At 73.2% G+C, this 13,337-nt stretch carries 9 protein-coding genes; 3 read left to right on the forward strand and 6 right to left on the reverse strand.

Features of this window, described 5'->3' with window-relative positions; genetic code table 11:
• Window positions 1-73: 73 nt before the first annotated feature.
• The 6 genes from I4J89_RS11880 to I4J89_RS11905 form a co-directional block, all read right to left on the reverse strand.
• Window positions 74-5,764 (reverse strand): hypothetical protein, encoded by a 5,691-nt coding sequence (locus I4J89_RS11880; RefSeq protein WP_196413972.1) that lies wholly within the window; start codon window positions 5,762-5,764, stop codon window positions 74-76.
• Window positions 5,765-6,497: 733 nt separating this feature from the next.
• Window positions 6,498-6,911 (reverse strand): hypothetical protein, encoded by a 414-nt coding sequence (locus tag I4J89_RS11885; RefSeq protein WP_230858812.1) that lies wholly within the window; start codon window positions 6,909-6,911, stop codon window positions 6,498-6,500.
• Window positions 6,912-6,945: 34 nt separating this feature from the next.
• Window positions 6,946-7,428: a DUF6292 family protein gene (locus I4J89_RS11890; RefSeq protein WP_196413973.1), complete on the reverse strand. Its 483-nt coding sequence runs from the start codon at window positions 7,426-7,428 to the stop codon at window positions 6,946-6,948.
• Window positions 7,429-7,532: 104 nt separating this feature from the next.
• The gene (locus I4J89_RS11895) at window positions 7,533-8,450 is read right to left on the reverse strand and encodes a pirin family protein (RefSeq protein ID WP_196413974.1); all 918 of its coding nucleotides are present in this window, start codon (window positions 8,448-8,450) and stop codon (window positions 7,533-7,535) included.
• Window positions 8,447-8,848 carry a pyridoxamine 5'-phosphate oxidase family protein gene (locus I4J89_RS11900; RefSeq protein WP_196413975.1) on the reverse strand — a complete coding sequence of 134 codons (402 nt, stop codon included), beginning with the start codon at window positions 8,846-8,848 and terminating at the stop codon, window positions 8,447-8,449. The genes I4J89_RS11895 and I4J89_RS11900 overlap by 4 nt, the downstream gene beginning before the upstream one ends.
• Complete coding sequence (locus I4J89_RS11905; protein WP_196413976.1) at window positions 8,845-10,266, reverse strand: DUF2252 domain-containing protein; 1,422 nt, start codon at window positions 10,264-10,266, stop codon at window positions 8,845-8,847. The genes I4J89_RS11900 and I4J89_RS11905 overlap by 4 nt, the downstream gene beginning before the upstream one ends.
• 168 nt (window positions 10,267-10,434) lie before the next feature.
• Here I4J89_RS11905 and I4J89_RS11910 point away from each other — a divergent pair, with 168 nt between their 5' ends.
• The 3 genes from I4J89_RS11910 to araA all read left to right on the forward strand — a co-directional run bounded on the left by I4J89_RS11910 (window position 10,435) and on the right by araA (window position 13,325).
• The gene (locus tag I4J89_RS11910; protein ID WP_196414345.1) at window positions 10,435-11,418 is read left to right on the forward strand and encodes a LacI family DNA-binding transcriptional regulator; all 984 of its coding nucleotides are present in this window, start codon (window positions 10,435-10,437) and stop codon (window positions 11,416-11,418) included.
• Between the two features lie 190 nt (window positions 11,419-11,608).
• On the forward strand, window positions 11,609-11,824 hold the full coding sequence (locus I4J89_RS11915) for a hypothetical protein (RefSeq protein WP_196413977.1): 216 nt from the start codon (window positions 11,609-11,611) through the stop codon (window positions 11,822-11,824).
• 16 nt (window positions 11,825-11,840) lie between these two features.
• Window positions 11,841-13,325: an L-arabinose isomerase gene (gene araA, locus I4J89_RS11920; protein WP_196413978.1), complete on the forward strand. Its 1,485-nt coding sequence runs from the start codon at window positions 11,841-11,843 to the stop codon at window positions 13,323-13,325.
• The last annotated feature ends 12 nt before the right edge of the window (window positions 13,326-13,337 follow it).

A 13,337-nucleotide genomic window follows, 5' to 3' on the forward strand; every position in this document is an offset into this window, starting at 1 on the left:
GCCGGATCCGGACCGTCCCCGCCCTCCCGCGCGAGCCGCCTGCCCATTCCAGGCCCCACCGCGCGCGCCGGGCTCAAGCAGGGGTCTGGCTTCCCGGCTTCTCCGCACGCGGGTGGACGATCGGCTGTTCCGCGGTGGCCTCATCGAGCGCGCCCGGCTCCGCGTCGTCGGTCGCCCGCTCGCTGAGCAGCCCCAGAATCTCCGGAGACCGCCGCGGGTAGGGCCCCCACCCGTCCCGCAGCACGTGGATGTAGACCGACTCCAGGCACACCCCGATCCGCTCCACCAGATCGGTGTCCTCCGGATCACCCAGCCGGATCGCCCGGGCGAAGTGATCCAGAGCCTCCATGTGCCGCCCCTGGTCGTAACAGCTGCGCCCGGCGTTCTCGTGCACCACGCTGCGTACCGCCGCCGACACGTCCGCGTCGACCGCACGCTGGAACAGCCGATCCGCCTCCAGGTAGTCGCCGCGCAACCGCAGCACGTGCGCCAGCTCCGCCTGCGCGATCACCATCGACTGAAGATCCTGCGCGGACTCGGCGTGGGCGAGGGCCAGCCGGCTCGCCGCCGCGGCCATGCCCAGCTCTCCGAGCAGGCGGTAGACCTCCGCGCGTACGCTCAGCAGCCCCGCCTTGACGATGTTGTCCGCCTCGTCCGCGAGCGGCCCGTCAAGCCTTTCACCCAGCGCCCGCAGCGCGTCCCGATCATCAACGACCTCACGCAGCGACGCACCATCCAGCCGCCACCGGATCGCCGACAGCTCGGCCGCGGTGAGCGGCAGGTGCGGCGCCAGCTCAGGCCCCTGCTGCTCGGCCGTCAGCCTCGCTGCTTCGCCTGCCTTCTGCCCGCCCGGCTGCCCAGCAGCCTGGCCTGCGGCCGCTTGTTCCGCCACCTGGCCCGCTGCCTGCCCGGCCGCTTGTTCCGCCGCCTGGCCCGCTACCTGCGCGGCCGTTTGTTCCGCTGCCTGGCCTGCTGCCTGCCCGGCCGTTTGCTCCGCTACTTGGCCTGCTGCCTGCCCGGCCGTTTGCTCCGCTGCTTGGCCTGCTGCCTGCCCGCTCGGCTGCTCCGCCGCCTGGCCAGCTTCTCGCCCGCCCGGCTGTCCCGCTGCTTGGCCCGTCCCCTGCCCAGTCGGCTGTTCCATCGCCGGGCCGGCCGTCTTCCGCTCGGCAGCCGTCTCCGCCGCGTCAGAGGCCCCCGCCTTCGGTGCCGCCGCCTTGGTGACGAACCAGCCACTGCCGAGCGCCGTGTCCGAGTAGCGGCGCGGCTCGGTGTCCGGCCCGGACGTAGCCAGCCGCGCGATCGGCCGCAGGTTGTGCCAGGTCCCCTCCGCATCCATGTACGGAGCGTCGTCACCCTCACCACCCGGCCGCATCGCCGGCACACTGATCTGCCTCCGGCCCGCTTCCGGCCCGGCTTGCTCGTAGCCCGCCGGCCCGCCGCCCTGCTCCTGCGCTACCCCTGCACCAGATGTCTGCGCCGCGCTTTGGCCGCCAGGTGTCTGTGTTACGCCCGAGCCGGCAAATGCCTGTGCTGCCCCTGGGCCCGCAGGTGTCTGCGCTGCGCTTTCGCCGGCAGGTGCCTGTGTCACGCCCGAGCCGGCAGGTGCCTGAGCTGGGCCGGGGCCGGCAGGTGCCTGAGCTGGGCCGGGGCCGGCAGGTGCCTGCGCTGCGCCTAGGCCCGCAGGTGTCTGCGCTGCGTCTGAGCCAGCAAATGCTTGTGCTGCGTTCCCGCCTTGGCCTGCCGGAGTACCGCCCTGCTCTGGGTGCGGCGTCCCAGCGACTTGGCCGGACGTGCCGCCGCCTTGCCACGCCGGGCTTACCGGTGCCGATCCACCTTGCACGGGCGTGCCGAAGGGCGGCGTCGCTGCAGCCCAGGGACTATCGGTCGGGGTAGCCGACGATCCGGCTGCCGACGGCGGCTGTTGCGCCGCACCCGGTTGCGCGGTGAACGGCTTTCCGGAAGACCCGGTCCCCACCGGCCCGGCATCCAGCTCCGCCGGTGCCGCCGCGCCACCCGCCATCGCCGGACGGCCAGGCTGAGCGGTTGACCGGCTGGCGTCCGCCGCATGGCCCGCGTCCGCCGGCGTGCCGCCGGACGCCCTTTCCGCCGAGCCGGCCATTCCTTGCCCGTCCGCAGCGCTCTGCGATCCGGCCCAACCGGTGTCGCCGGTCTGAGGCATGCCGTGCGACGCGGCAACGTTCGCCGCAGGGGCTTGCGGCGTCCCGGAAGGCTGCCGCCCCATCGATGCCGGCCCAGCAGTCCCCGAAGCACCCTGCCACGGCCCGGCCAGGGCCTGCGGTCCACTGACCTGTCCATCGGCGTCAGGCACGGTCTCAGCGGCGTGCGACCCGCCTTGCCAGGGTCCGGCCGGGGCCTGCGGTCCGCCGGTGTTCGCGGCGGCGTGTGATCCGCCCTGCCACGGCATAGCCGGGACCTGCGGCGCGCCGCCCGGACCCGGAGGCGGAGTCTGCGGTCCGGCCGCCATCGGCGACGTGCCGGGCACCGCGGTGCCGGCGACCAGTCGGGAGTCTCCGGTCAGCGGAGCCGGTGGCCAGGCATTTGCCGCCCCGGCAGCCGCAGATGCCGGCGGCTGCGGCGTGGCAGGCGCAACCGAAGCCGCCGACCGGCCCGGCGCCGGCGGTTGTACCGCCGCAGCCGGCTGGATCGGTGCGGGCGGTTGTACCGCAGCCGGCTGGATCGGTGCGGGCGGTTGTACCGCAGCCGGTTGGATTGGTGCGGGCGGCTGTACCACGGCAGTCGGCTGGACTGGTGCGGGCGGTTGCGCCACGACCGGAGGATGGATCGGCGTGGGCGGCTGTGCAGGGACCGGCGGCTGGACCGGCGCGGGCGGCCAAGCGGTCGCCGCTGCCGGTTGTCCGGGGCCGGCGGGCACGCCGGGCTCGACCGGCCGGGCCGGCGGCGGCCAGGCGGCCGCCGGTGCCGGCGGCGCGCCATTCGGGTCCTGCGGTGCGGGCGTCCAGCCGGCGGGCATCGGCGGGCGTGCGGGCGACACCGGCCGTGCACCGGCCGGCGGGTTCGCGTCCGGAACCATCGCCCACGGGCCGTCCCCGTCCGAGAGGAACACGTGCGCGGTACGTGGAGTACGCCGCGACCGCTGCTGCGGCACCTCGGACCCGGAACGGCCCTGCTCACCCGGGTACCCGGCGCTACCCGGCCGGATCTCACCGGAAACCGGCGGCGCCGGCACAGTCGGGCGCCCGGCGTAGGACGACGGGCCCCCGTCCCGGTGCACCGGCCCAGCCGCGTAACCGGCGGCCGGCGACTGCTCGCTGACGCCCGGCTGCCACGCGTCGGGGTGCGTGACGTCCCGGACACCGGGTTGGCCGGCGGCGGGGTGCGTGACTTCCCGGGCGCCGGGCTGGCCGGCTGCGGGCGGCTGCGGCGTGGTTCCCCAGGCACTGGGCTGGCCGGTGGGCTGCGTGAATCCGGGGGCACCGGGCTGGCCAGTAGCGGGCTGCGTGACTTCCCGGGCGCCGGGCTGGCCGGCTGCGGGTGGCTGCGGAGTAGTTCCCCAGGCACCGGGCTGACCGCCGGGCTGGGTGACTCTGTGGGCACCAGGCTGGCCGCTGGGCTGCGTGAATCCGGACTGGCCGGTAGCGGGCTGCGTGCTTCCTTGAGCGCCGGGCCGGCCGTCGGCGGCCTGTGTGACTCCTTGGACACCGGGCTGGCCGGCGGCGGGCGGCGTAACTCCCTGGACACCGGGCTGGCCGGCGGCGGGCGGCGCGATCCCGCGACCGCCGGGCTGGGCGGCGGTAGGCGGCGTGATCTCCGGAGCGCCCGGCCCGCCCGAGCCACCCGGCTGCGGACCGCTTCCGGGAACGCTGGACCGCCCGGCCGGAGAAACCGGCCGGATCTCGCGAGACCCGGCGCCCGGATGCCCATCACCCTGGGCCGAACCCCCAGCCGGCGCGGTCCCGGAACCGGAGTTCCCGGGCTGATTCATCGGCCGGCCGTCGAAAGCGGCCTCCGCGTGCGTGACCGGCGACCGCTGCGGCCCACCGATCACCCGCGCCGGCGGAACCGGCGCCGGCGCGGCGACGACGCGCGGCGTGACCGGCGGGTCGGCCTTGATGACGCGAGGTTGCGGCGGCGGCGTGGTCCGGCCGACGACCTTCGGGGGTACGGGTAGTTCAGCACGCCGCAGCACCCGTGGAGACTCGCCGTCCCCGGCCTTCTCCATCTCGTCGGGCCGCGACTGACCGTCCGGCGCCGCGCCCTGCTCAGGCGCGCGATCCCCGCCCTCAGCCGGAACCACGTGCCGGGAACGCTCATCCGCACCGGCCTCAGCCCGCCCGGCCCGCTCCTCCGTGCCGCTTTCCGCCTGCCGTGCCGCCCACTCGTCGGCCCGCTGCTCTGTGCCGGCTCCCGCCTGCCGCGCCGCCCAGTCGTCCGGTTGCAGGCCGGCGTCGGCCTGGCGTGCCGCCCACTCGTCCGGCTGCACGCCGGCCTCCGCCTGCCGTGCCGCCCACTCGTCCGGCTGCGCGCCGGCTTCCGGCCGGGCCGAGCGCTCGGCCGCGTCCGCCTGCCGTCCGGTCCACTCCTGCGGCCCGGCCGGCAGCGCCTCCGGCCTGCCGGAGGCAGTGCCCGCCGGCATCTCCGCAGCGGAACCCAGGGCGGGTTCCCCGGCCGGCCGGTCAGCAGCACGCCGGCCCGGGTCGCTGTCCTCGTGCGGGCGGTCCGCGGTCGCCGGCGCGCCGAGGGCACGCTCGTCGTCCCAGCCCGCGCCGCGCTCGTACCCGGCTGCCGGCTGGCGGGCGGCGGCGCCCTGGTCGCGCTCGAGTTCCGGGTAGCCGGCGTCCGGCCGGTACATCTCGTAGGGGTCCGTCGGCGACGGCACCTGGGCGCGTCCCGAAACCGGGCGATCCGGTCCGGGCCGCCGGGGGTCGGTCTCGTCGCGGCGGGTCCGGCGGCCGCCGGGTGGCCGGATCGGCCCGAAGTCGTCCCAGGGCGCGTCGTCCCGGGCCGGTACCCGGGTGTCGCGTTCGTCGTCGATGCGGCCGGCGCGGTCCGCGTAGCCTGCGGGCAGTTCGTCCTGGTAGGCCGGGCCACGCCGGGCCGGGCCGCGCCTGCGGCGGTCGTCGCCGCGGGGCGACTCCTCCCAGTATTCGTCGGAGCGCAGCTCGATGGTGCGGCCGCTGGGCGGCAACCGGCGGTCGTCGTCGTCCCACTGCTCGTCCGACCGGATCTCGACCGGGCGGCGCCGGCCGTTGCGGGCCGGGGCGGTGTCGCGCTCGTCCTCCCAGAGTTCGCCGGGACGGACCTCGACCGGGCGCCGGCCGCGGCGCTCGTCCGGGCGGCGTTCCGGTACGTCGTCGCGGTAGCGCTCCGTCTCGTACCGGTCGGCGGAGGGCCGGGGGCGCGCGGACCGGGACGCGCGGCGCAGCTCTGGCCGGGCCGCCGGGTCGACGATCGGGAAGTCCGGTTTGTCGAAGTCGACGCCGAGTTCGGGGCGGTTGAAGTCGACGTCGTCGAATTCGTCGCCGGCCAGGTTCGGTACCGAGGTGTCGATCGGCACGAAGTCGGGGTCGTCGAGCCAGCTCGGTCGTTGCGAGTCGAAGGCGGACCGCTTCGGCCGGCGCGCGGGCGGCTCGTCGGCGTCCTGGCCGGGGCGGCGGCGGGTCGGGATGACGGGGTCCGGCGCGGTACGACGCTCGTAGTGCCTCTCCTGGACCACCGCGGACTGCGGCATGAACGAGTACTCGCTGTACTCGTCCTCCCAGTACTCGTCGTCCTCGTAGCTCATGCGGCGGCCCCGAACCGGCTGGGGGTTGACCCGCTGCCCCGTCGCCGCATCCGTGCCACCGTCCTCACCCCTGTTCCACCTCCGCGCACCGGTGCCCGCCCCTCGCGCTCCGGTCGATCCCTGCCACGTGGTGGATGTGGAAGGTTAATCACGGATTTGCGTAGGGCGCCAGCGTGCCACGGAGCCCTGCCACCGTCCTCGCGGTGGGCCCGCGAGGACCGACCGTCCCGGCGCCGCAGCCCGCCGGACTAGGTCGATCACCCGGGTATACGTCCGGACGATGCCCCCGGTTCAATGCCGTACGCAGTGACTATGGCGGGGATCCGACAGTTCCCGCGGACGCGCCGCACGGGTCCGCCCGATCAACGAGGGTCGTTCTTACCTGGTGACGGGCTGGATGTCGACTTAAGAACCTTTTAAGCTTCTCTTCAGGACGGCTAAGAACTTGCGGGCGACCCCGAAAAGGTGACGCCGGGAGTGTCGAACGCCACCACGCCGATCCGCGGATCAAGGTGTGAATGTCTGTCACGTTTGTTGTGCGCCCAGGTTCCGGAACACCGGAAACATGGTCTCCCCGGCAGGCGGCCGCCGCCCCCCAGCTCCAGCGGCCGCCACACGCCCGAGACGATCCGCGGGGGACGACGCCCCCGATGCTCCTTCGCGGATGATGTTCGGCGGCGTGACGCCGGGACGAGAGACGGCGGCGGGACCACGGTCCCGCCGCCGTTTCGCATCAGAGCCGCCCGTCGAGGGTGAAGTGCCCGACCCACCGGGGCAGCACCAGCCCCTCGGCCGCGAGGGCGCTCAGCAGAGCCGACAACTCGGTCCGGGTGAGTGACGGCGCGGCCGACGGGTCCGGGTGCGGCACGCCGAGGGCGGCCGCGGTTTCGATGGCCCGGGCACCGATGGCGGCCTCCACCGCCCACACCCGGTGCGCGCAGAGCGCCGAGTGCGCGGAGACCGTCAGCGCGCCGTGCAGCCGCAGCAGGCGCCGCAGGTCGGCGGCGAGTTGTTCGATCGGCGGCCCGAGCGGCTTCAGCTCGGGTTGGCGGCGGTCGCGGACGGCGGCCCAGCAGCGCGGCAGCACGCCTGCCGCGACGGCGGACGTGACCGGCACCGCGAAGATCAATAGATTGCGGAGAGTCAAGGCGGGCTCCTCACCACGCCAGTGCGTCCAGGTTCTAACTCCGACCTTCCGCCGCGTTCCCCGACGCGTCAACCGGACTTTGTGCGACTTGCGCATAGCGCAGCAGAGCGGCCTCGAAACCGGCGTCCGGCCGGCCGGCGCGATGGTCCGGGAAGTCCAGGTCGGGATGCGCCTGCGGGCCCGCCGGCCCGGCGATGCCGCCGTGCCGCGCCACGGCGCGGACCACCGAGGTGGGCGCGGCCAGTCTCGCCACCGCCAGCTTCGTGGTGGTACGAACCCCGCGGCCGTACGGGTCGTCCACAGTCAGCAGATACCACCCGTTGTCCTCGTCCCACCCGAGGCCCGCCTGGTCGTGATCCCACACCGGCCGCCCGTGCAGCCGCACCTGCCGGATCAGGTCGAACGGGATCCACCCGTCGCGCGGCACCCGTGAGTCGGCGCGCCAGTCGGCGACCGGGACGCCGGCCGCCTCCAGGGCCTCGGCGACGGCCCGGATGTACGCGGCGTGCCCGGCCATCGGATCTCCCTGAAGGTCAAGCGCATGCCCCGGCGCCCGCGCTGGGGCCGGGACGGCCCGGGTGCTCGCGGTGGTGGCGGCGGGACGGTGCGGAACGCGTACCTCTAATAGGTGTTGCCGTGCCGGTCGCGCGCCTTCAGGCGCACAGTGGGCAGTTCTGGGGCCGGGAGTGGGCCGGCCTCGCAGCCGCTCACCGCGCCGAATCGCTCGCCGGCCATCCATTGCTCGCGGGCCCGGACGATCTCCTCGTGGGTACGGCCCACGAAGTTCCACCACATGACCAGGGGTGCGTCGAACGGCTCGCCGCCGAGCAGGAAGAGCCGTGCGGCGCCGCCGGTCTCGACGGTGACCGACGTGCGGGCGCCGAGGTAGAGCAGGGAGCCGGTTTCGAGGGCCGTCCCGGCGATCGTGGCGCTGCCGGACATGACCAGGATGCCGTGCTCGAAGCCGGGTTCCAGGGTCAGCGTGTGCCGGGCGGCGGTCTCGGTGACCAGTTCCGCGCCGACCAGCGGGGTGTGCGCGGTGGCGGGGGAGCGCAGGTCGCCGAGCCGTCCGATCACGACCGTGACGGTGACCGGGCCGTCCTGGACGGACGGCAGCGCGGCGTGGTGCTCGAAGCCGGCCGGTCCGTCGCGGGCGCCGTCCGGCAGGGCCAGCCACAGCTGGAGGCCGTGCATGGCGTCGGGGTGGTCCGGCGGGGTGAACTCGGAGTGCGCGATGCCGTGCCCGGAGGTCATCAGGTTGAGCTGGCCGGGCGCGATCAGCTGGTGGCTGCCGAGACTGTCGCGGTGCTCGATGATGCCGTCCACCAGCCAGGTGACCGTCTGCAGGCCGGTGTGCGGGTGCGGCGGAATCTGCATGCCAGGCCGGCCGGTGACGTCGTCGGGACCGAAGTGGTCGACGAAGCACCAGGCTCCGATCATGCGGCGCTCCCGGTGCGGGAGCAGGCGGCGCACGGTCGTCCAGCGCCCGAGCGGTACGTCGTGGCCGGGCAGCAGCACGCTGTCCACGGTCTGCGTCATGCCGGTGACTTTAGCGAGGCGGAACCGAGAACCCGGATGATCGTCACCTCGATCACCACTCGCAACGGATTCGGGCGCGGGATGCGGTAGCGCGACGCGTAGCGGCGCTCGGCCTCGGCGACCGGTCCGGGGTCGTCGCGGACCACCGCGAGGCCTTCGACGGTGCTCCAGCGGCGCCCGTCGACCTGGCAGATCGCGACTCGCTGCTGGCCGCGCCGGATGTGCCGGACGTGCGCCGAGGTGCCGGAGCTGATCACCCGGGCCAGGCCGGCGGCGACGTCCAGGGTGGCGCCGACGGCCACCACGTGCGGTGAGCCGTCGGCACGCAGCGTGGTCAGGGTGCACAGGTGCCGTTCCGTCCAGAACTCGCCGAGCGCGAGCGAATCCAGCGGGATCACGCCGGCTCCGCCGGGAGTACGCCGCGGCGGACCGCGTCCACCAGCGCGGCGTGGTCGCTCTCCACCTGGTCGGCGTACGCGCGGGCGAAGCGGCACAGCGACTCGTCGAGCTTGTCGCCGCTGCCCGCGTACCCGGCGATCATGGAGGCGCCGCTGGTCCGGGCGTGCGACTTGGCGAGCAGGTAGCCGCAGACCCCGGCGTAGTCGGCGAGCGCGCCGGCGTCGATGTCCTCGACCAGGATGGCGCCCTTCATGTCGCGGAACTGGCGTACGTAGTACTGCCGGTCGCCCACGGTGGTCCACCCGAGCAGCGGGTCACTGACCGTCTGGAGCGCCTGCTGGTACTCCACCACCCGCTGCCCCTGATGCCGGTGCCAGGCCAGCGCGCCGTGCTGGTGTTTCGCGATCACCGACCGGCGGGCCTGTTTGAGCTGGAGGAACACCACGTCGTCCGGGCTGCTGCCCTCGCACAGGGCGACGTACGCGCGCAGCCCCACCGACCCGACGCCGACCACCTTGTGCGCGATGTCGACGATCCGGTAGCCGCCGAGGATCCGGGCCCAGTGCGGTTTCAGCGTGTTGAGGTAACCGTCGAGGGACTCGGCCAGTTGCTCGCGCTCGTCGTGCGGCAGCCGGGTGATCAGCGGCGGCTCCTCGATCAGGCGGGCGGTGCCGTCGTGCCGCTCGGTGAAGCGGGGCAGGGCGCGGTCACTGGTGCGCCGGCGGGCCCGCCGGGCGGCGCGCTCGATCTCGTCGCGGAAGCTGCCCCGGCTGGCCGCCGAGCGCATCGCCTCCACGTCCAGCTGGGAGAAGGAGCGGCCCAGCAGCGGCTGCTCGGCGAGGTGCGCGATCTGGTCCCGGTACTCCTCGACGCAGTGCCGTACGGCGTCGCCGCACGCGCTCTCCCGGAACCCGTTGACCCGGCCGGCCACGTACACGCTGACCACCAGCCGGCGCAGGTCCCACTCCCACGGGCCGGGGTGCGCCTCGTCGAAGTCGTTGAGGTCGAAGACCAGCTCGCGTTCCGGTGAGGCGTAGAAGCCGAAGTTGCCGAGGTGGGCGTCGCCGCAGATCACCGGGGTGATTCCGGTGCACGGCAGGGCGGCGAAGTCGTCCGCCATCAGGCCGGCGGTGCCGCGCAGGAACGCGTACGGCGAGGCGATCATGCGGCCCACCCGGACCGGGATCAGGTGTTCGACGCGGCCCTCGTGGGAGGCGGCGACCTGGCGTACCGGATCGATCCGGTGGTCCGGCGCCCGCCAGTGCGCCATGTCCGAGCGGGGTGAGCGGTCGCGCAGCGAGCGGCCGATCCCATAACGTTGCGCACGCGGCGCGGCGGTACGGCGCAGCGACGTGAAACCCTCGTCGTCTAGGCTGCCGAACACGACGGGTCCGCTGATCGTGGGTGACGCTTCCATCGCTGCCGAGCGTACGTGTTCCCCGATACCGTGCGTGCGGGGCTTCTGGAACGCCCGGTGTTATCGATAACATTATCGACACGGGGTCCGAACGGGCTTTCCGTCACGCTCCATCAGAACCGGACCGGACGAGGTGCGCAAGTGGACAAGGTAACCCGTAGCCCGGCGATGACCGATGTCGCCCGGCTGGCCGGTGTTTCGCACCAGACCGTGTCCCGGGTTCTCAACGATCATCCCAACGTCAAGGAGCAGACCCGCATCCGGGTCCGTGCCGCCATCGCCGAGCTCAACTACCGGCCCAACCGGGCGGCCCGGGCGCTCGTCACCGGCCGTTCCCAGCTGATCGGCGTGGTCGCCCGCAACAGCACGCTGTACGGGCCGGCGTCGATGCTCACCGAGTTCGAGCAGGCCGCCGCGGACGCCGGGTTCGCGGTGAGCGTCGGCAGCGTGCGGGAACTGGACCGGTCCTCGATCGCCTCGGTGGTCGAGCGGCACCTCGACCAGCGGGTGGCCGGCCTCGTGGTGATCGCGAACACCGCCTCCGCGATGGAGGCGCTCGCCGAGATCCCCGGCGACATGCCGGTGGTCTTCATCGACGGCGACCCGGCCAGCGGCCGGCCGGTGGTGACCGTGGACCAGGTGGCCGGCGCGCGGGCGGCCACCCGGCACCTGCTGGACTTCGGGCACAAGACGGTCTGGCACGTCTCCGGGCCGACCGACTGGTTCGACTCGGCGGGGCGTATTCAGGGCTGGCGGCAGACCCTGGAGGAGGCCGGCGCCGAGGTGCCGCCGCTGCTGTCCGCCGACTGGTCGGCCGCCGAGGGCTACCGGGCGGGGCAGATGCTGGCCCGGATGCCCGAGGTCACGGCGATCTTCTGTGCGAACGATCACCTGGCGCTGGGGATCCTGCGGGCGCTGCACGAGCGCGGCCGGCGCGTTCCGCAGGACGTGAGCGTGGTCGGGTTCGACGACGTGCCCGAGGCGGCGTACTTCATTCCGCCGCTGACCACCGTCCGGCAGGCGTTCGGCGATGTGGCCCGGGCGGCGTTGACGCTGCTCCTGGGCCAGATGCGGGACGAACCGGACAGCCCGGACCACATCGTGGTGCCGCCGCAGCTGATCGTGCGGCAAAGTGTGGGCCACCCCGCCTAGGGGTGCTGTCGTGTGAACTTCCGTGGTGTTTAATGTTCACCCGTGAGTGAACCGGTGTGCCGACGAGACCGAGTTCGTAACCGTGCCGGGTTAAACGGCTGTTACCGCGTTGTTGCCGACAGCCGTTGACACGGCAATTGTTAGCGATAACACTAACTCGCGATCCCACCGGAGGTGCCCTTTGACATACGTGATCGGCCGCGGCTTCGCACCGGCCTGGGCGTTGATCGAGAGTGCCGCCGCCGTCGCGCGTAAGATCATTGAGACGTTCATCCTGGCCGGCGGCCTGATGAAGAATCGCCTGCTCAAGCGGACTGACGCGGACGTGCACGACATGCCGCTCCCGGTGATCGCGTCCGAGCAGTGCCCGGAGCCGCACGCGATCGCGCGACGCGCATCCGTTTGAAGAACAGAGGAAGCCAATGAACCCGCAGATCTGGTTCCTGACCGGAAGCCAGCATCTCTACGGCCCGGAGACCCTCCAGCAGGTCGCCGATCAGTCCGCCGAGATCCAGCGGACCCTGGCCGCAGGCGGACTGACCGCCGAGATCGTCGGCAAGCCCGTGCTGACCGACTCGGGTGCCATCAAGCGCCTGATGCAGGACGCCAACGCCGACGACGACTGCATCGGCGTGATCGCCTGGATGCACACGTTCTCGCCGGCCAAGATGTGGATCGGTGGGCTGGACGCGCTGCGCAAGCCGCTGCTGCACCTGCACACGCAGCACAACGTGTCGCTGCCGTGGGAGTCCATCGACATGGACTTCATGAACCTCAACCAGGCAGCGCACGGCGACCGGGAGTTCGGATACATCCAGGCCCGCCTCGGTGTGCCCCGCAAGGTGGTCGCCGGGCACGTCTCCGACCCGTCGGTGGTCTCCCGGATCGACGCCTGGGCGCGCGCCGCGACCGGCTTGCAGCACATGCGCGGCCTGCGGCTGGCCCGCTTCGGCGACAACATGCGGGACGTGGCGGTCACCGAGGGTGACAAGGTCGAGGCCGAGCTGCGCTTCGGTGTCTCGGTCAACACGTACGGGGTGAACGACCTGGTCGCCGTCGTGGACGCGGTGCCCGACCCGGAGATCGACAAGCTGGTCGCGGAGTACCGGGACACCTACGAGATTGCGCCGTCGCTGCTCGGCGAGCGGCTCGACTCGCTGCGCTACGCCGCCCGGATCGAGGCCGGGCTGCGCCAGTTCCTCACCGAGGGCGGGTTCGGCGCGTTCACCACCAACTTCGAGGACCTGGGCGGGCTGCGCCAGCTGCCCGGCCTGGCCGTGCAGCGGCTGATGGCCGACGGGTACGGGTTCGGCGGCGAGGGCGACTGGAAGACCTCGGTGCTGGTCACGACCGTGAAAGCCATGGGCGCCGGCACCGGCCGCGGCACCTCGTTCATGGAGGACTACACCTACCACTTCGGGCCGGGTGAGCCGAAGATCCTCGGCGCGCACATGCTCGAGGTCTGCCCCTCGATCGCGTCCGGCCGGCCCCGGGCCGAGATCCACCCGCTCGGCATCGGCGGCCGCGAGGACCCGGTCCGCCTGGTCTTCGACGCGGCACCCGGCCCGGCCGTGGTCCTGGGCATGGCCGACATGGGCGACCGGTTCCGGCTGGTCGGCAACGAGATCGAGGTGATACCGCCGGACCAGCCGCTGCCCAATTTGCCGGTGGCCCGCGCGGTATGGAAGCCTGCGCCGTCGTTGTCGACGTCGGCCGAGTGCTGGATCACAGCCGGCGGACCGCACCACACCGTGCTCACGCAAGCGGTCGGCGCGGAGACATTGCGCGATTTCGCGGAAATGGCGCAGACCGAGCTGCTAATGATCGATAGCCGCACCACCCCGGACGGCTTCGCCGACCGGGTGCGCTGGAACCAGGCGTACTACCGCCTCGCCCGGCCCCTGTAGTACCGGTCTCAA

The organism is Actinoplanes aureus (assembly GCF_015704865.1).
GTDB classification, from domain to species: domain Bacteria; phylum Actinomycetota; class Actinomycetes; order Mycobacteriales; family Micromonosporaceae; genus Actinoplanes; species Actinoplanes aureus.

What these genes read in the sequence shown, in the direction of transcription:
- I4J89_RS11890 (WP_196413973.1), bottom strand. Translation starts at nt 7,428, where the DNA reads ATGGCCGGGCACGCCGCGTACATCCGGGCCGTCGCCGAGGCCCTGGAG.
- I4J89_RS11905 (WP_196413976.1), bottom strand. Translation starts at nt 10,266, where the DNA reads ATGGAAGCGTCACCCACGATCAGCGGACCCGTCGTGTTCGGCAGCCTA.
- I4J89_RS11910 (WP_196414345.1), top strand. Translation starts at nt 10,435, where the DNA reads ATGACCGATGTCGCCCGGCTGGCCGGTGTTTCGCACCAGACCGTGTCC.
- I4J89_RS11895 (WP_196413974.1), bottom strand. Translation starts at nt 8,450, where the DNA reads ATGACGCAGACCGTGGACAGCGTGCTGCTGCCCGGCCACGACGTACCG.
- araA (WP_196413978.1), top strand. Translation starts at nt 11,841, where the DNA reads ATGAACCCGCAGATCTGGTTCCTGACCGGAAGCCAGCATCTCTACGGC.
- I4J89_RS11880 (WP_196413972.1), bottom strand. Translation starts at nt 5,764, where the DNA reads ATGAGCTACGAGGACGACGAGTACTGGGAGGACGAGTACAGCGAGTAC.